At 59.0% G+C, this 17,186-nt stretch carries 15 protein-coding genes; 12 read left to right on the forward strand and 3 right to left on the reverse strand.

What is annotated here, in order from left to right:
* The first annotated feature begins 1 nt into the window (after position 1).
* Together ABD937_RS10225 and ABD937_RS10230 are read left to right on the forward strand one after the other, a co-directional pair.
* A complete protein-coding gene (locus ABD937_RS10225; protein WP_345255542.1) occupies positions 2–865 on the forward strand; it encodes a hydroxymethylglutaryl-CoA lyase in 864 nt (287 codons plus the stop codon).
* Positions 866–1,903, forward strand: a complete 1,038-nt coding sequence (locus ABD937_RS10230; protein ID WP_345255544.1) for a GSCFA domain-containing protein — start codon at positions 866–868, stop codon at positions 1,901–1,903.
* Between the two features lie 329 nt (positions 1,904–2,232).
* Here ABD937_RS10230 and ABD937_RS10235 read toward each other — a convergent pair whose 3' ends face one another.
* On the reverse strand, positions 2,233–2,841 hold the full coding sequence (locus tag ABD937_RS10235) for a MiaE family protein (protein WP_345255545.1): 609 nt from the start codon (positions 2,839–2,841) through the stop codon (positions 2,233–2,235).
* 348 nt (positions 2,842–3,189) lie between these two features.
* Between ABD937_RS10235 and rpsO the strand changes: the two genes are divergently transcribed.
* The 9 genes from rpsO (at position 3,190) to ABD937_RS10280 (ending at position 14,053) form a co-directional block, all read left to right on the forward strand.
* On the forward strand, positions 3,190–3,459 hold the full coding sequence (gene rpsO / locus ABD937_RS10240; RefSeq protein WP_345255547.1) for a 30S ribosomal protein S15: 270 nt from the start codon (positions 3,190–3,192) through the stop codon (positions 3,457–3,459).
* A gap of 153 nt (positions 3,460–3,612) precedes the next feature.
* The gene (gene pnp, locus ABD937_RS10245) at positions 3,613–6,075 is read left to right on the forward strand and encodes a polyribonucleotide nucleotidyltransferase (RefSeq protein WP_345255549.1); all 2,463 of its coding nucleotides are present in this window, start codon (positions 3,613–3,615) and stop codon (positions 6,073–6,075) included.
* A 126-nt stretch (positions 6,076–6,201) separates the two neighbouring features.
* Positions 6,202–7,008, forward strand: a complete 807-nt coding sequence (prmA, locus tag ABD937_RS10250) for a 50S ribosomal protein L11 methyltransferase (protein ID WP_345255550.1) — start codon at positions 6,202–6,204, stop codon at positions 7,006–7,008.
* Positions 7,009–7,081: 73 nt separating this feature from the next.
* Positions 7,082–7,732, forward strand: a complete 651-nt coding sequence (gene plsY / locus ABD937_RS10255; protein WP_345255552.1) for a glycerol-3-phosphate 1-O-acyltransferase PlsY — start codon at positions 7,082–7,084, stop codon at positions 7,730–7,732.
* Between the two features lie 91 nt (positions 7,733–7,823).
* Positions 7,824–8,642: a M48 family metallopeptidase gene (locus ABD937_RS10260; RefSeq protein ID WP_345255554.1), complete on the forward strand. Its 819-nt coding sequence runs from the start codon at positions 7,824–7,826 to the stop codon at positions 8,640–8,642.
* A gap of 182 nt (positions 8,643–8,824) precedes the next feature.
* A complete protein-coding gene (locus tag ABD937_RS10265; protein ID WP_345255556.1) occupies positions 8,825–9,286 on the forward strand; it encodes a hypothetical protein in 462 nt (153 codons plus the stop codon).
* 195 nt (positions 9,287–9,481) lie between these two features.
* Entirely contained in the window at positions 9,482–10,681 is a 1,200-nt protein-coding gene (locus tag ABD937_RS10270; protein ID WP_345255558.1) for a glycosyltransferase family 1 protein, read from the forward strand.
* An 87-nt stretch (positions 10,682–10,768) separates the two neighbouring features.
* Positions 10,769–12,961 (forward strand): sugar nucleotide-binding protein, encoded by a 2,193-nt coding sequence (locus tag ABD937_RS10275; RefSeq protein WP_345255559.1) that lies wholly within the window; start codon positions 10,769–10,771, stop codon positions 12,959–12,961.
* A gap of 9 nt (positions 12,962–12,970) precedes the next feature.
* Positions 12,971–14,053, forward strand: a complete 1,083-nt coding sequence (locus tag ABD937_RS10280) for an aldose epimerase family protein (RefSeq protein ID WP_345255560.1) — start codon at positions 12,971–12,973, stop codon at positions 14,051–14,053.
* 73 nt (positions 14,054–14,126) lie between these two features.
* On the opposite strand, the gene galK is transcribed toward ABD937_RS10280, so the two are convergent.
* On the reverse strand, positions 14,127–15,287 hold the full coding sequence (gene galK / locus ABD937_RS10285; RefSeq protein WP_345255561.1) for a galactokinase: 1,161 nt from the start codon (positions 15,285–15,287) through the stop codon (positions 14,127–14,129).
* Positions 15,288–15,497: 210 nt separating this feature from the next.
* On the opposite strand from galK, the gene ABD937_RS10290 reads away from it, so the two are divergent.
* Complete coding sequence (locus ABD937_RS10290; protein ID WP_345255563.1) at positions 15,498–16,643, forward strand: cellulase family glycosylhydrolase; 1,146 nt, start codon at positions 15,498–15,500, stop codon at positions 16,641–16,643.
* A gap of 110 nt (positions 16,644–16,753) precedes the next feature.
* On the opposite strand, the gene ABD937_RS10295 is transcribed toward ABD937_RS10290, so the two are convergent.
* The gene (locus tag ABD937_RS10295; protein WP_345255565.1) at positions 16,754–17,005 is read right to left on the reverse strand and encodes a hypothetical protein; all 252 of its coding nucleotides are present in this window, start codon (positions 17,003–17,005) and stop codon (positions 16,754–16,756) included.
* Positions 17,006–17,186: the final 181 nt, after the last annotated feature.

Below are 17,186 nucleotides of genomic sequence, written 5' to 3' on the forward strand. Positions count from 1 at the left end.
CATGAATACGAATACAGTGGTCCGGCTCGTGGAATGCCCGCGCGATGCCATGCAGGGCTGGAAGACCAACATCCCGACCAATACCAAGATCGCCTATATAAACAGCCTGCTCCGGGTTGGCTTCGATACGATCGATTTTGGCTCCTACGTATCGCCGAAGGCGATCCCGCAGATGGCCGATACGCCCGAAGTATTGAGCGCGCTTGATCTGCAGGACAGCCGGTCGCAACTTCTGGCCATCGTGGCCAACGTGCGGGGCGCGGAAAGCGCCGTGGCGCAGCCGTCGATCCGTTACCTGGGCTTTCCTTTTTCAGTATCGGAGACATTTCAGCAACGCAACACCAACGGCTCGATCGCCGAAGCCCTCGACCGGGTGCGCGAGATCCAGGGGCTGTGCACGAAGAACGGTAAAGAGCTCGTGGTCTACCTGTCCATGGGTTTCGGAAACCCATACGGCGACCCATGGAGCGAGCACGTGGTGCTCGAGTGGGCCAGCACGCTCGTCGCCCTCGGGGTTCCGATCCTGTCGGTTGCCGATACGGTGGGCGTCGCCACTGCGGAGGGAATCAGCCGGATCACTTCCTACCTGGTAAAAGCGCTTCCGAAGACCGAGATCGGCGTGCACCTGCATGCGACGGCCGATGGCTGGCGCGAGAAGGTGGATGCCGCCTACAGCGCCGGCTGCCGCCGTTTCGACGGTGCGCTCAAGGGCATCGGGGGCTGCCCGATGGCGAAGGACGAGCTCGTCGGCAACATGAACACCGAGTGGCTCATCGCCTACTTCACAGAGCGGGGGCATGACCTCGGTATCGATGAATCCGCCCTGCAGGAGAGCCTGCGCCTCGCCAACGAAATCTTCGTGTAGATGGAACTGATGCTGCCCGTTCAGATACCCGACCCCGGGGTGCGCCTGTCGCACGCCGAGGGAATCCTGTCGATCGGGTCCTGCTTCACAGAGCACATCGGCACCGCACTGCGTGACCTTAAGTTCAACGTGCTGCAAAATCCGAATGGCATCCTCTTCGACCCCGCCAGCGTTTGCCGCAGCCTGCTTTCGTACATCGACCCCGTTCCGTACACGGAGCAAGACCTGTTTGCGCTGGGCGAGGTGTGGCATAGCTGGAACCACCATAGCCGTTTTTCCGGTACCGACCGGGCTGCGGTGCTTACCGGCATCAACGCGGCGCAGCAGGAAGCGCATGATTTTTTAAAAGGGGCCGGCTGGCTCATCATCACGCTGGGCTCCTCCTTCAGCTACCGGTTGCTGGAAGAGCGCACGCGGCCCGAGGCGCCGCTGGCCCTGAGCAGTGGTGTCGCCAATTGCCACCGCGCACCGGCCGCCTGGTTTCGCAAGCACTTGCTGACCATCGATGAAACCGTGGCCGCGCTGGACAATACCGTGCACCAGCTGTTTCGCTTCAATCCCGGGCTGCGCATCATTTTCACGATCAGCCCCGTGCGCCACATCCGCGACGGCGTAGTCGAAAACAACCGCAGCAAGGCACGCCTGATCGAGGCAGTGCACCACCTGGTGGCCAAATTCGACAAGCTGTATTATTTCCCGAGCTATGAACTGGTTGTAGATATACTGCGCGACTACCGGTTCTATGCGGAAGATCTCGTGCATCCAAATTATACGGCGACCAACTTCGTGCTGGAGCACTTCTTAAAGACATACACCTCGGAGGAAACCCGGAAACTGCTCGAGGAGATCCGCAAGCTGAACATCGCCCGCAGGCATAAACCAGCTTTCCCCGACACGGTGGCACACCAAAGCTTCCTGGCAGCGCATCTTGAAAAGGCACGACAGCTGCAGCAACTTCATCCCGGCCTCGATTTCAGCCAGGAGATCGAATACTTCGGCCCCGGCTCCGGCCCCCTGTCCCCCGAAGGGGGAACTTAGGTGGAACCTGCTTCTCTTTACTTGGGTTTTCTTTCAATGTTGTTTATTCGAAAGTCCCACCGCCGGCGGGACTTTCACTCTTAATCGGGTTGAGGGGAGCAATTGAATAATCGAGTATATGAGTACTTGAGCGATTGAGGTGGAAGAAAAGTGGTTTCCCTCACCTCATGGACTCATTTGATCCTGTCCTTATGTATTCCAACTTCGACCATCAGTGCTTTGAGAAAAGCCTCCCTTCCATGAAAAAAGTAACTACCAAAGTTCCCCCACTCGGGGTCAACCGAGCGAAGCGAAGGTTGCGCGCGTAGCGCTGGGGGCCGGAGGCCACCTTAATGAATCCGGTCGCCGCGCACCTCGGCGCTTTCCACGACGGTGCGCTCGAAGGCAAGCCACTCTTTCCAGCGGCTCCGCACCCGCTCCTTGGGTAGGTAGGTTTCCGCCAGCTCGATAAACAACACATAATGCCCAGCTTCGCTTTCCATAAAGCGGCGGTAGAATTTGCGGAGGTATTCGTCATCCAATCCTTCGGAAAGGCGCTTGAAGCGCTCGCAGGAGCGGGCCTCGATCAGCGCCATCAGCAACAGCTGGTCGAGGAAGCGCTCGTCGGGGGAGCCGCCCTTTTTGGTGAAGGCGAGGAGGGCGTTCACGTAAGGATCCTTGCGCTGGCGCCCGAGCTTCAGGCCCCGCTTTTTGAGCTCGGCCAGCACGAGCCGGAAGTGGCCCCATTCCTCCGTTACCACGGGCGCCAGTGCAAAGACGAGCGCTTCGCGGTCGCTGTAGTGCTGGAGCAACGAAATGCAGGTAACGGCGGCTTTCTGTTCGCACCAGGCATGATCGGTCAGGATGTCTTCGAGCGCCAGAGCCGCCAGGTTCACCCAGCGCGGGTCGGTGGGGAGCTCGAGGCCAAGGATGGCACGGGTGTCTTCCGAAAGTTCCATGGGAGCAAAACTAAAGGTTTAGGGGGGAGGAGGTTTAGAGGGTTTAGGAGGTTTAGGGGTTTAGGGGTTTAGGAGGTTTAGAAAGTAGCGAGGTAGTTGGACCCGGGGCGATTGGGAGATTGACCCGGCCGGAGTGGAGATGGGCAAAAAAAGGGGGATAGGAACACCCGACGTGCGCTCCCAACCAACCTCCTAAACCCTCTAAACCCCCTAAACCTTGCTTTTTCGCATTGATTCTCAAGAGAAGAGCCCCGGAAAGTTGTCCCATATCGGGAAATCCCCTACCTTTGCCGCCAAATTAAGTAAACAGAAACGGAGCCTAACTCGGGTTCCGCAAAATTCGTAGCGATGTCATTAACGAAAGAAAAGAAAGCCGGCATCTTCACCCAGTTCGGTGGCAATGCCGCAAACACCGGTTCCATTGAAGGTCAGATTGCCCTCATCACTGAGCGCATGGCCCAGATCTCTGCCCACCTGCAGCAGAACAAGAAGGACTTCTCCACGCACCGTGGCCTCATGCAGCTCGTAGGTAAGCGCCGCCGCCTGCTGAATTACCTGCAAAAGCACAACCTCGAAGGCTACCGCGCCCTCATCGAGAAACTCGGCATCCGCAAATAAATTAAAAGTCCCTCCCAACCCTCCCCGTATGGGAGGGCTTTTTCTTTAAGGCAACCCTTGCCTTTTTTCGCGTGCCTGCCTGTTTCCCTCATCCGTTTGGAGTACGCTTGCTAACCCCTGATCAACACTCCAAACTCTAAACTCATTTGTTCTATGCTGACGCAAAAATTCTCAAAAACATTTGATATCGGTGGTGGCCGCGAGGTGACCATCGAGTCAGGCCGCCTGGCCCGCCAGGCCGACGGTTCCGTAACCGTACGCCAGGGCAACTGTGTGCTCCTCGCCACCGTAGTGGCTACCGAGGAGCCGAAGCCCGGCCAGTCGTTCTTCCCCCTCTCCGTGGACTACATGGAGAAGTTCGCCTCCGCCGGCCGCATCCCCGGCTCCTTCTTCAAGCGCGAAGGCCGCCTCAACGACTATGAGGTACTCACTTCCCGCCTGGTGGACCGCGCCCTGCGCCCCCTCTTCCCCGAAGACTATTTCTGCGAAGTGCAGGTGATCATCACCCTCGTTTCGTCGGATCCCGAGGTCATGCCCGACGCGATGGCTTGCCTGGCCGCCTCCGCTGCCCTCGCCGTTTCTACCGTTCCCATCCAGGAGATCATCTCCGAGGCGCGCGTGAGCCGCATCAACGGTGAATATGTCATCAACCCCACGCGCTCCCAAATGGAGCAGTCCGATATGGACTTCATCATCGCCGCCACCGAGAAGAACATCATGATGGTGGAAGGGGAAGCGAAGGAGTGCTCCGAAGAAGACCTGATCAAGGTGATCGAGCTCGCACACGACGCCATCCGTGTCCAGATCAAGGCGCAGGAAGAACTCCGCGATATGATCGGCGTTGGTCCGAAGCGCGACTATCCGAAGCCCGAGCAGGACGAGGAACTCCGTGCACGCGTGAACGCCCTCGGCGAAAAGCGCATGGCCGAGATCGCCCGCGCCTTCCAGCCCAAGGCCCAGCGTAAGGACGCCTACAAAGCCGTTAAGGACGAAGTGCTCGCCGCCCTCAAAGCAGAAGCGAATCTCCCTGAAGGCGAAGACCTCCCGGATGCTACCAAAAAGCTCGTCAGCAACTATATCTCCGACCTGCAGTACCATACGGTGCGCGACATGATCCTCAACGACCGCGTGCGCCTCGACGGCCGCAAGCTCGATGAGGTACGTGCCCTCGATATGGAAGTGGACGTACTTCCCGGTCCCCACGGCTCCGCCCTCTTTACCCGCGGCGAAACGCAGTCGCTCACGACGGTTACCCTCGGTACCCCGCTCGACGAGCTGCTGGTGGAAAGCGCCGCCAAGTCGGAATACTCCAAGTTCCTCCTGCACTATAACTTCCCGCCCTTCTCTACGGGCGAGGTGAAGTTCCTGCGCGCCCCCGGCCGCCGCGAGGTAGGCCACGGCAACCTGGCCCTCCGCTCGCTGAAGCAGATGATGCCCGGCGGCGAGTACAGCTACACCGTACGCGTAGTGAGCGATATCCTCGAATCCAACGGCTCCTCGTCGATGGCAACGGTTTGCGCCGGCTGCCTCGCCCTCATGGATGCCGGTGTTCCCTTCCGCAAGCACGTTTCGGGTGTGGCCATGGGCCTCATCACGAAGGGCGACAAGTTCGCCGTGCTGACCGACATCCTCGGTGACGAAGACCACCTCGGCGACATGGACTTCAAAGTGACCGGTACCCGCGATGGTATCTGCGGTGTGCAGATGGACATCAAGGTGGACGGCCTTTCGATGGACGTGATGCGCCAGGCCCTCGAGCAGGCGCGCCGCGGCCGCATGCACATCCTGGAAGCCATGGAGCAGTGTATGCCTGCAGCCCGCGAAGACGTGAAGCCGCATGCACCGCGTACCGTGAAGATCTACATCGACCGCGAGTTCATCGGCGCGGTGATCGGGCCCGGCGGCAAGATCATCCAGCAGATCCAGCGCGAGACCGGTACCACCATCAACATCGAAGAAAAGAACGACCAGGGCGAAGTGGCCATCTTCGGCGCCGTGAAAGAAGGCGTGGACAAAGCACTCGCCTGGGTGAAAGGCATCGTAGAAGTACCGGAAGAAGGCGGCGAATACGAAGGCAAGGTAATGTCGATCATGCCCTATGGCGCGTTCGTAGAATTCATGCCCGGCAAGCAGGGCCTCATGCACATCTCCGAAGTGAGCTGGAAGCGCCTCGAGACCCTCGACGGCGTGCTCAACGAAGGCGATATGGTAAAGATCAAGCTCATTGGTGTAGACCAGAAGACCGGCAAATTCAAGCTGAGCCGCAAGGCCCTGCTTGAGAAGCCCGAAGGCCATGTCGAAGAGCGCCGCGAGCGCCGCGAAGACCGTGGTGACCGCCGCGACGACCGTGGAGGCGACCGCCGCGACCGCGACCGCCGGGATGACCGTGGCGGTGACCGCCGCGACCGTGGCGACCGTCGCGAAGGCAGCAGCGACCGTCATGGCCGCAACGACCGCCGCGAAGAGCGCCGCGAGTTCCGCAGTGGCAACGGCGAAGGCAACAACAACCCGGAGCCCCGCGAGAACGGTGGCCAGCAGGCGGAGCAGCCCCAGCAGCAGCAGGGCAACACCCCGCAGGCAGGTCATTCCGACCTCGGTCCGGACGACCTCCTCTGATAATGCATTAACGATCAAAAGGCTGTCCGCAAGGACAGCCTTTTTTTATCTCAGATCGCGGATCTGTGATCTCGGATCCGCTCCGGACGAACCATCATTTATCGTATTTCTACAATCTTCATTCACATGAATCATATTCAGATCAACATACCTGCCAGCGAAACCGAGCAGGAGGTGATCATCGGCCTGCTGGCGGATGTGGCCACCGGCTTCGAGCAGCAGGACGAGCAGATCCTAGCCTACCTGGAAGAGGGCAGCCTGTCGCACGAGGAACTAACGGAGCTGCTCAGGGGCTTTTCGTACACCACCGAAGTGCTGGGGGAGCGCAATTGGAACGCCGAATGGGAAAAGAACTTTCCTCCGGTGATCGTGCATGACTTTGTGGCGGTGCGCGCGCACTTCCATGATCCGATCGCAGGCGTGCGCCACGAGCTCCTCATCACGCCTAAAATGAGCTTCGGCACTGGGCACCACGCTACTACCTGGCAGGTGATGCAGCAGATGGAGCACATCGATTTCCGGGAAAAGAAGGTGTTCGATTTCGGAACCGGCACCGGCGTGCTAGCGATCCTTGCCGAGAAGCTGGGCGCCGCTTCCGTTCTGGCTACCGATAATGACCCCTGGAGCATTGAAAACGCGCAGGAGAATGCGGAGCGCAACGGCTGCAGCCGAATTGATCTACAGCTGTCGTCGGAATTTCCGCAGGGAGCGCGGTTCGATGTCATCCTGGCAAACATCAACCGCAACGTGCTGCTGCAATACGCAGCGCAACTCGCCGCTGCCCTGCTGCCAGGGGGGTACCTGCTGATGAGCGGACTGCTCGTCAGCGACCGGGAAGTCATCGAAAAAGCCTTTGCCAATGCCGGGCTGGAGTTCAGACACTATACCGAAAAAAACAACTGGATCACGCTCGGCTTTATGAACAAATCCTGAAGCTTTCGTCGAATTAACAGGTGGCACCCCGCAATTTGCCCTAAATTTGGCCCACTTCAACCCAGCCTCGCACATGAGTGAAATCCTGATTATCCTGCTTGCTTACCTCGTCGGCTCCGTACCGACAGCGGTATGGACGAGCCGGTATTTCTTCAATATCGATATCCGCGACTACGGCAGCGGCAACGCCGGCGCCACCAATACCTACCGCGTACTCGGCTCCAAATGGGGTACGTTCGTGATGATCGTCGATATGATCAAGGCGATCGTAGCCGTGAAACTGGTCTATTTTCTTCCCTATGCGTTGCAGGATGACCTGTACCTGGTGAACATGCAGCTCGGGCTCGGCCTTGCCGCCGTGATCGGGCATATCTTCCCGATCTGGGCCAACTTTCGCGGCGGTAAAGGCGTTGCCTCGCTCTTCGGCATGGTCCTCGGCATTCAGCCGAACGTGGCGCTCTGCTGCGTCGGTATCTTCATCCTGGTGTTGTACCTGACACGCTGGATTTCGCTGAGCTCGATCCTTGCGGCCATCGCCTTCCCGGTATTCATCCTTATCATCTTCAACGAGCCCGAGCACCTGTACCGGATCTTTGCGGTAACGGTGGCCATGCTGGTGCTGCTGACGCATCAGAAAAACATCGGGCGCATCCTCAATGGCTCCGAAAGCAAGGTTCCGATCCTCAAGCACCGCGACCGAAAACGTCAAAGAATTCGTAAATAAAGGCCCTTCGGGGCCTTTCTCATTAAGCCTGTGCGCCCCTTTTTTGTCTTTCTTTGGTACCATCTTTGAACACAGCAAAAAAATTCCAGACATGAAGATCATGAAGACCGTTTCGGCCCTCCTCGTAAGCTCGGCTTTGTTCGTCGGTTGTTCTACGGACCCCGTTACCAAACGCAGCCAGCTCAAGCTGCTCCCCGAGTCGGAGCTGCAGTCGATGGGGAAGCAGCAATATGGCCAATTCCTCAACCAATCGCGCGTGGTGAGCCCGTCTGCCGACCGTGACGCCGAGATGGTGCGCCGCGTAGGCCAGCGTCTCGTAACCGCCATCAACTCTTATTACCGTGAAAAGGGCATCCAGGACCGCCTGCAGGGCTACAACTGGGAGTACAACCTCGTGCGCGACGACCAGGTGAATGCCTGGTGTATGCCGGGTGGCAAGATCGTAGTGTATACCGGCCTGCTGCCGGTATCGCAAAACGAGGCTGGCCTTGCTGCCGTGATCGGCCACGAGATCTCACACGCCCTCTTCCAGCACGGCAACGAGCGCATGTCGCAGGGCATGCTGCAGCAGGGCCTCGGCACCGCGCTCTCGGTGGCGGTGAGCAACAAGCCTGCTGCCACACAGAATGTATTCCTCCAGGCCTTCGGCATCGGCTCCACGGTGCTCGGTACGCTGCCCTTCTCACGCAAGCAGGAATCCGAGTCGGACCGCTATGGCCTTATCTGGATGGCGATGGCCGGCTACAACCCGAACGAGGCGCTCAACCTCTGGAAGCGCATGGCCGCGAAATCGAATGGCCAGAAGCCGCCGGAGATCCTGAGCAGCCACCCGTCCGATGCAACGCGGATCAAGAATATCCAGGGATGGCTTCCGGAGGCGATGAAGTATTACAAGCCCGGTAACCGTTAGAATCTCATTGGAAACCGTAGAAATTCAGGATTAAACCCGTCAAAACCCGCTTCTGGCGGGTTTTTTCTTGCTTTCGCCTTGGCCGTTTAACGATTTATTACTACTTTTGCGCATCTGTTTGTGTGAAAAACCCGCTGCCAAAATCTTTTCAACTGCTTGTTCACAAAACCGCGTAACAAACTATGTCACAAACAATCCTGGAAAAGTTACAGTTAAAGAACGAAAAGACTATTCTAATTCAAGGCCTCCCGTCCTCCATCGAAAAGCAGTTCGCCAAATTATCCTTCGCTAAGAATCTCACGCCGCTGCTGCGCTCCCGTAAGCTTGATTTCGCACTCATTTTTGCAGTGAACGAGACGCAGCTGAACAACATTTTGCAAGACATTATGCCGGCTATGAAAGACGAGACCCGGCTCTGGGTAGCGCATCCGAAATCGACGTCGAAGATCGCCACAGACCTCAATCGCGAAAGCAGCTGGCACAAGCTCCTGAGCGCCGGCTATGAAAGCGCCGAGCAGGTCACGCTCGACCACGTCTGGAATGCCGTCAATTTCTGCCGTGCGGAAGTGGCCGTGGCTGAAGTTGCCGTGGTAGCCGAAGAGCCCGCTCCAAAAGCAAAGAAGCGCAAGGCAGTAACCGCCTGATAAATTCCTTCAAAGAGCCCCGGTTTCATCGCCGGGGCTTTTTCTTTTTGCCAAAGATGCTGTGGATAAATCGGTTAGCCGGTGCAGCCCGGCAGTCGGGAGGAATTTTTTCTACACGGCCTGACGAACCTGCGTAAGCCCCGGGTTCAATTACCGCATTCCCTGTGCTGGCATGTAAATAGTACATCCAGCGGCATGAATACCAACAACAACTCCTCTGCCGCCACGTGGCAACATATCGGCGAGGCCGACCTGCTCTGCTTCAGCCACCTTCGCTGGAACTTCGTTTACCAACGCCCCCAACACCTCCTGAGCCGTTTTGCCCATTATACCCGCGTGTTCTTTATCGAGGAGCCGATGTGGCATGATGAGGCCGACAAGCTGCACATCAGCGAGCCGGTAAGAAACGTGTTCGTTGTGGTGCCGCACCTTCAGAAGGACGTGGAAGGCAGCGATGTACACGCGCGTCAGCGTCACCTGGTAAGCGAGCTTATCGGTATGATGGAGATCAACAAGTATTTCAGCTGGTATTATACACCGATGGCGCTTCCCTTCAGCGATCACCTCGAACCCTTGATGATCGTTTACGATTGTATGGACGAACTCTCTGCGTTCAAGTTTGCGCCGGTGGAGCTGAAAGACAACGAGCAACGCCTCATGGGCCGCGCCGACCTCGTGTTCACGGGGGGCTACAGCATCTACGAAGCGAAGAAGGATCGCCATCCGCATATCTATCCCTTCCCAAGCAGCATCGACCGTGAGCACTTCGCCTCCGCGCGCAGCAGCCGCCTCGATCCTGCCGACCAGGCCAACATTCCGCACCCGCGCTTCGGCTTCTATGGCGTGATCGACGAGCGCTTCGACATCGAGTTGATCCGCGAGGCGGCTACGATGCGGCCCGACTGGCAGTTCGTGCTGCTGGGACCCGTAGTGAAGATCGACCCGGAGCACCTGCCCAAGAACGAGAACATTCATTACCTCGGTGGCAAGGACTATAAGGAGCTGCCCCAATACCTTTCTGGCTGGGACGTGGCCATCATCCCCTTTGCCATGAACGAATCGACCCGCTTCATCAGCCCCACGAAAACGCCGGAGTACCTCGCCGCAGGAAAGCCGGTGATCTCGACGCCGATCCGCGATGTGGTATCCCCCTATGGCGACAACAAGCTGGTTCACATCGCTGCTACCACCGAAGCCTTCGTGCAGGCCGGGGACGCGATCCTCGCCACGCAGGACTCCGCCGGCTGGCTGCAGGAAGTGGATGCCTTCCTCGCCGGCAACTCCTGGGACCGCACCTGGAGCGAAATGGCCGGTCATATCGAGAGCCGGATGGGTACCCGTAACACGAGCACGAATGAAGTGACGGCAAACCTCGCCGCCACGAAGGCCGTATAAATACGGTGATCGCTGACACCAGGCGAAGCCGCCTGCCGGTATGAACGATACTGCAGGCGGCTTTTTCTTTGACCAAACGGAAGGACCATGGAACAAGACAGGAATTACAAGCCGGAACTCTGGGGCGGCATCGAGTGTACGATCAACCGCGTGCGCAGCAGGTTCTTTGACCAGCTCGAAGCGGCCGGCCTGTATACGACTTCGTTCAAGGACGAAATAGCCTCACTGGGCTTACGCCGCCTGCGCTTTCCCGTACTCTGGGAACGCCACCAGCCGGAGCGCAGCACCGATATCGACTGGAGCTGGACGCAAGGGCAACTGGAATTTTTCCGCGACCAGCGCATCGACGTGATCGCAGGGCTCGTGCACCATGGCAGCGGCCCGTCGTTCACCAACCTCCTCGACCCTGACTTTCCGGAATTGCTGGCGGAATATGCGGGTAAAGTGGCCACTCAGTTTCCCTGGCTGCGCTACTATACGCCGGTGAATGAGCCGCTCACCACAGCCCGCTTCAGCGCGTTGTACGGGCTCTGGTACCCGCACCGCACCGACGACCGCAGCTTTTTGCTGGCGCTGCTGCACCAGCTCAAAGGCGTCGTGCTTTCGATGCAGGCGATCCGCGCGGTGAACCCGGAAGCGCAGCTGGTGCAAACCGAGGACCTCGGCAAAACGTACAGCACGGAAAGGCTCGCATACCAGGCACAGTTTGAGAACGAGCGCCGCTGGCTCACCTACGACGTCCTCTGCGGGCGCCTCAGGGAAGGACACCCGCTCTGGAATTATGTTACCCGCTTCGACCTGCCGCAGGGCCTGCTGGAGTTCTTCCAGGAGCATCCCTGCCAGCCGGATACCTTCGGCTTCAACTACTATGTGACCTCGGAGCGCTTCCTCGATCACGACACGAAAAAGTATGCACCGCTAAAGGCTGGCGGCAACGGGCGGCACCGCTACGTGGACGTAGAGGCGGTTCGGGTGCCGGTGGACGAGCCGACCGGTGTTTCCGTGCTGCTCGAAGAGGCCTGGGAGCGCTACCGGCGCCCGATGGCCGTTACCGAATGCCACCTCCACTGCACGCGGGAGGAGCAGCTGCGGTGGTTCCAGTATATCTACGGTTCGTGCCAGGCGCTTGCCGAAAGAGGCGTTGGGATACAGGCAGTGACCGCCTGGGCGCTCTTTGGGTCCCGCGGCTGGAACCGGCTGCTGACGCAGCCGGGCGGCGACTATGAGCCTGGCGTGTTCGACCTGCGGGGCGGTACGCCGCGGGCCACGGCGCTCACCCGGTACGTGCAGTCGCTGGGCAGCGGCACGCCGCCCGACAATTTCCTGCTCAACCAGGCCGGATGGTGGCAGCGCGAGATGCGGTACCTCGACGCCTGCGTGGTGCCTGCCACCGAGATCCGCGCTGCGCAGACCGGGCAGGAGCAACCCTTGCTCATCATCGGCAAGCGCGGCACGCTGGGGCAGGCTTTTGCGCGCATTTGCCAGGTGCGTGGACTACCTTACCGAATCCTGAGCCGGCAGGAGTGCGACATCAGCTCGGCGCCATCGGTGGCTGCTGCCCTGGAGCTCTACCAGCCCTGGGCGGTGGTCAACGCAGCCGGCTACGTGCGGGTGGACGATGCAGAGCGCGAAACCGAAGCCTGCCTGCGCGACAACTTCGAGGGGCCGCTCCAGCTGGGCCTGGCCTGCCGCGACCGCGGCATCCGCTACATGGCTTTCTCCTCGGACCTCGTGTTCGACGGCACCAAAGGATCAGCGTACGTGGAAAGCGACGCTGCCCGCCCGCTCAACTGCTACGGCCGCAGCAAGCACCTGCTCGAGCAGGCATTGCTCGCCCGGTACCCGCAGGCACTCATCATTCGTACCAGCGCCTTCTTTGGCCCCTGGGATCAGTACAACTTTTTTCACTGGGTGCAAATGAGCCTGGAGGCCGCTAACCCGGTGCCGGTGGCCGACGACATGATCGTATCACCTACCTACGTACCCGACCTGGTAAACGCGGCGCTTGACCTGCTGATCGACGCCGAGGGCGGCTTGTGGCACCTCGCGAACGGAGGCGCCTTCCGCTGGTCGGAGCTGGCCTACATGGTAGCCGAAAAACTGGATCTTGATAAAAGCCTCATCCGCCCGCAGCCGGCGGCGCATATGAACTATGCGGCGGCGCGCCCCCTGCACAGCGCGCTCGGGTCCGAAAAGGCTCCGTTGCTTCCCGATGCACCGAACGCGTTCCATCGTTACTTTGCGGAGAAGATACGGTCCGTGGAATTGCTCGATCAATAAAATACGTTTATGTCTTTTACGCACAACGACCCGGGTTCCGCGCTGGACGCCGCAGCCTTCGAACAGACGATCGAAGGTAAAGAGGCGCGCCTCTACCGGCTTTCTAACGGGAAAGGCCTGCACGTGGCGATCACGAACTATGGCGCCCGCCTGGTAGCCCTCTATACGCGCGACCGCGACGGCGCCTGGCGCGACGTAGTGCTGGGCTTCGACAAACTCCAGGGCTATCTCGACGACGGCGATTATCACGGAGCGATCGTCGGGCGCTATGCAAACCGGATCGCCCGCGGCCGCTTTTCATTGGAAGGCCGGGATTACACGCTTGCCATCAACAATGCGCCGAATCACCTGCACGGCGGGAAAAAAGGGTTTAACGCAGCGGTCTGGGACGTGGTGTCCGCCAGCGAGCGGGAACTGGTGCTCCAGTATATCAGCCCCGACGGCGAGGAAGGCTATCCCGGCACCCTGTCGCTGACCGTGCATTACCGCCTGGCCGACGACGACCGTCTCGAGATCCATTTCCTGGCCAATACCGATGCGGCAACCGTGCTGAACGTCACCAACCACGCCTACTGGAACCTCAACGGGCAGGGGAGTGGCCCGGTGCTGGAGCACGAGCTATTCATCAATGCAGGTCACTTCACCCCGGTTGACGAAACGCTGATCCCGACCGGCGACCTGGCCTTCGTTACCGGGACGCCCTTCGACTTTACGAAGCCCGAAAAGATCGGTGCCCGCATCAACGACGACAACCCGCAGCTGGTGCATGGCGCCGGCTATGACCATAATTTCGTGCTGATGGACACGGGGGAGGAGCTGATGCTCGCCGCTGCCGCTACCGGGGATCAGAGCGGGATCCGCATGGCGGTCTATACCACCGAGCCGGGCATCCAGCTGTATACCGGCAACTTCCTGCAGTCGCTGCATACGCTTAAGTACGGTTTGACCGACGAGCGCCGCTCGGCCTTCTGCCTCGAAACCCAGCATTTCCCCGACTCGCCCAACCAGCCCGGCTTTCCTTCGGTGCTCCTGCGGCCCGGCCAGGTGTTCCAGAGCCGGACCGATTTTGTTTTCCCCGGCGCGGCTAAGTAAGGACCAACGATACAGAAGAGAAAGGGTGGCTTGAACAGCCACCCTTTCTCATGCAAGCAACAGGTAACCCCGGTCAGAGCCTGGAAGTTCCCTCCTCGATGCCGGCAATAATGGGGGTGAGCTCAAGGCCCGTCGCTTCCTTGTATTTGGGCGCCAGCTCGTTTACGAGGGCGTCAATGGCATCTTCGCGCACGATGTTGATGGTGCAGCCGCCAAAGCCCCCACCCATCATCCGGGCTCCGAGCACGGCGTCGTTTTCACGGACCGCGTTCACCAGGAAGTCGAGCTCGGGGCAGCTCACCTCGTATTCGTCGGAAAGTCCGCGGTGGGTCCGGAACATCTTCATGCCCAGGGCCGTAAGGTCGCCGCGCTCGAGGTCGGCACAGCCCTCCAGCAGGCGCTCGCTTTCCTCCACCACGTATTTGCAGCGACGGTATACCAGCTCATCCGTATCGCGCACGCATTCGTCGAGCATGGGCACGGTAACATCCCGAAGACTCTTAACCTCCGGGTATTTCTGGCGCACCATGTCGACGCCGGCCTCGCACTGTTGCCGGCGCACATTGTACTCCGACGACGAGAGCGAGTGCTTGACGTTGGTGTTGAGCAGGAGCAGCTTATAGCCATCGAGCCTCAGGGGTACATATTGGTAATCCATCGACCGGCAATCGAGCCGCACCACATGGTCTTTCTTCCCGAACATAGAAGCGAACTGGTCCATGATGCCGCAAAGAACGCCTGCAAATTCATGCTCCGCCTTCTGCGCCACCCGGATCAGCTCTTCGCGCGGCACGTTGAGGCCGAACAGCTCGCTCAGTGCAAAGGCGGTGGCACATTCCACGGCGGCCGAGGAGGAGAGGCCTGCGCCAAAGGGAATATCCCCGTCGATCACGAGGTTGAACCCACCGAGCTGGTGTCCCCGCTTGCGGAACTGGTCTACCACGCCCAGGATGTAGTTGGTCCACTGGCCCTCGCGGGGGGCGATGGCATCGAGGCTCGTGCTGTAGCTATCATTGAATTCGACGGCCTTCAACTCGATGCGGTCGTCGTTGCGGCGGCCGGCGGCCACGTACACGGCCTTGTCGATGGCCGCGGGCAGCACGAACCCGTCGTTGTAGTCGGTGTGCTCACCGATGATGTTGACGCGGCCGGGAGAGCGGGCCAGGAGCGGCTCTCCACCCCAGTTTTCGGTATAAACACGGGCTACTTTCTTCGCTATTTCCGGTTGATTCATGAAGCCGATCTTTAAAGGTTCTGTTAAGGCAATAAGGGGTTGAAAGGTACGTTGTTACAGACAAAAAAACGGGCGATCCGACCCGCCGCGCAAAAAGGTTTCTTCACCGACAAGAATACCCCTTTAGCCCGAATTCAACACTGCCCCGGCGCTCCTATTCAATTACTTTGTAACACATTCTAACAGACATAAACGGACCCTTTTACAGCCATGCAAACGAACCACCACAACGCTCCCCGACCGGAGCAGGATCCCGAACTGAGCTACCGCTGGTCGATCGAGAAAACCGCCGAATGGCAAGCCCGCACCGGCTGGCTCGTCGGCTGCAACTTTGTGCCGCACAATGCCATCAACCAGCTGGAAATGTGGCAGGCCGAGACCTTCGATCCATTCCTTATCGATAAGGAACTGAGCTGGGCCGCCGGCCTCGGCTTCAACACCATCCGTGTGTTCCTGCACCACCTCCTTTGGGAGCAGGACTCCAAAGGCTTCCTCGAGCGCATCGAACTCTTTCTCTCCATTGCCGAAAAGAACGGCATCCGGACCATGTTCGTGCTCTTTGACGCCGTATGGGACCCGAACCCGAAGTTGGGCAAGCAGCGCGAGCCGAAACACAACGTGCATAACTCCGGCTGGGTGCAATGCCCCGGCTACGACGTGCTGAACAGCCCCGAGCGCTACGATGACCTGTACGAATACGTGCACGGCATCGTGAACCACTTCAAGCACGACCCGCGCGTGGTGATCTGGGACCTGTACAACGAGCCCGACAACATGAACCTCGCGTCTTATAAAGACGACAACTATTCCCGCCACAAAGCTGAGCTGTCGCTCGAACTGTTGAAGAAAACTATCCGCTGGGTACGCGGCATCGGCCCCGATCAGCCCATCACGATGGCACCGTGGCAGGAAGTGGAAGACTGGAGCTCCGATACCACGGCGTCGGTGCTGGACAACTATATGTTCACCCATTCGGACGTCATCTCCTTCCATTGCTACGCCAATGCCGAAGGGATGAAGAAGCGCATCGAACAGCTGAGCCGTTTTGGCCGCCCGATGTTCTGCACGGAGTACATGGCCCGTCCTTTCGGCAACACGTTCCAGGAGATCCTTCCCTTGTTCCGGGAGCACGGCATCGGCGCCTACAACTGGGGCTTCGTAGCCGGCAAATCGCAGACGCACTGCCCGTGGGACTCCTGGCAAAAGCCTTATGAGCAGGAGCCGGAGCTTTGGTTCCACGACATCTTCCGCGCCAACGGCGAAGCTTATCGCCCCGAGGAAGTGGACTTCCTGAGAAGCTTCATCGCCGCGGCCCGTACCAACCCTGCAGCTGTGCAGGTAGCCACTCCCGCCTGACTTTGATTGAACGATAACGCCAAACCCCGCTTCCGCGGGGTTTTTTCGTTGGCGGAACCGCAAAAAAAAGCGTCCCGGTGGAGGACGCTTCAATCAGTTATCGGGTGCGATCAGTTGCGCAGGTTGTACTTGTAGAACCCCTCGCGGTGCAGTACCGATTGGCCGGGGATGGTGGTAAGCAGCGAGTCCTTGACGAGCTTCTCCACCAGGCGGATCTGCTCGAGGTCGTCGCCTGCCTGCAGGATCAGCTTCAAGCTTTCGATCTTCATGATCGCGCGCTTGCTGGTCTTGCTCGTCTGACGTTCGAGCCAGGCGCACTTTTCGGCCAGGTAAAGCTGGTGGTTGCGAAAATAGGCGTGCATAGGAAATCAGATTTAGTTTGTTTGTATTGTCGGGCTTGCTTCCCCAAGTTAATCCAAATTCGCTTTTTTCCAAATCGATGTAGCCTCAATGGTAAATTTTAGCGTTGAACCACCGTTTTTTACCGACAAACGCCGGGAGTTACTGTTGAGCGGTTGAAGCACGTAACGGAACCAACCAAAA

Source organism: Flaviaestuariibacter amylovorans (assembly GCF_039541815.1).
Classification (GTDB): Bacteria; Bacteroidota; Bacteroidia; order Chitinophagales; family Chitinophagaceae; genus Flavisolibacter; species Flavisolibacter amylovorans.

Excerpts from the sequence above, each read along its gene's own strand:
- ABD937_RS10225 (WP_345255542.1), top strand. The coding sequence starts at position 2 with ATGAATACGAATACAGTGGTCCGGCTCGTGGAATGCCCGCGCGATGCC.
- ABD937_RS10230 (WP_345255544.1), top strand. The coding sequence starts at position 866 with ATGGAACTGATGCTGCCCGTTCAGATACCCGACCCCGGGGTGCGCCTG.
- ABD937_RS10235 (WP_345255545.1), bottom strand. The coding sequence starts at position 2,841 with ATGGAACTTTCGGAAGACACCCGTGCCATCCTTGGCCTCGAGCTCCCC.
- rpsO (WP_345255547.1), top strand. The coding sequence starts at position 3,190 with ATGTCATTAACGAAAGAAAAGAAAGCCGGCATCTTCACCCAGTTCGGT.
- pnp (WP_345255549.1), top strand. The coding sequence starts at position 3,613 with ATGCTGACGCAAAAATTCTCAAAAACATTTGATATCGGTGGTGGCCGC.
- prmA (WP_345255550.1), top strand. The coding sequence starts at position 6,202 with ATGAATCATATTCAGATCAACATACCTGCCAGCGAAACCGAGCAGGAG.
- plsY (WP_345255552.1), top strand. The coding sequence starts at position 7,082 with ATGAGTGAAATCCTGATTATCCTGCTTGCTTACCTCGTCGGCTCCGTA.
- ABD937_RS10260 (WP_345255554.1), top strand. The coding sequence starts at position 7,824 with ATGAAGATCATGAAGACCGTTTCGGCCCTCCTCGTAAGCTCGGCTTTG.
- ABD937_RS10265 (WP_345255556.1), top strand. The coding sequence starts at position 8,825 with ATGTCACAAACAATCCTGGAAAAGTTACAGTTAAAGAACGAAAAGACT.
- ABD937_RS10270 (WP_345255558.1), top strand. The coding sequence starts at position 9,482 with ATGAATACCAACAACAACTCCTCTGCCGCCACGTGGCAACATATCGGC.
- ABD937_RS10275 (WP_345255559.1), top strand. The coding sequence starts at position 10,769 with ATGGAACAAGACAGGAATTACAAGCCGGAACTCTGGGGCGGCATCGAG.
- ABD937_RS10280 (WP_345255560.1), top strand. The coding sequence starts at position 12,971 with ATGTCTTTTACGCACAACGACCCGGGTTCCGCGCTGGACGCCGCAGCC.
- galK (WP_345255561.1), bottom strand. The coding sequence starts at position 15,287 with ATGAATCAACCGGAAATAGCGAAGAAAGTAGCCCGTGTTTATACCGAA.
- ABD937_RS10290 (WP_345255563.1), top strand. The coding sequence starts at position 15,498 with ATGCAAACGAACCACCACAACGCTCCCCGACCGGAGCAGGATCCCGAA.
- ABD937_RS10295 (WP_345255565.1), bottom strand. The coding sequence starts at position 17,005 with ATGCACGCCTATTTTCGCAACCACCAGCTTTACCTGGCCGAAAAGTGC.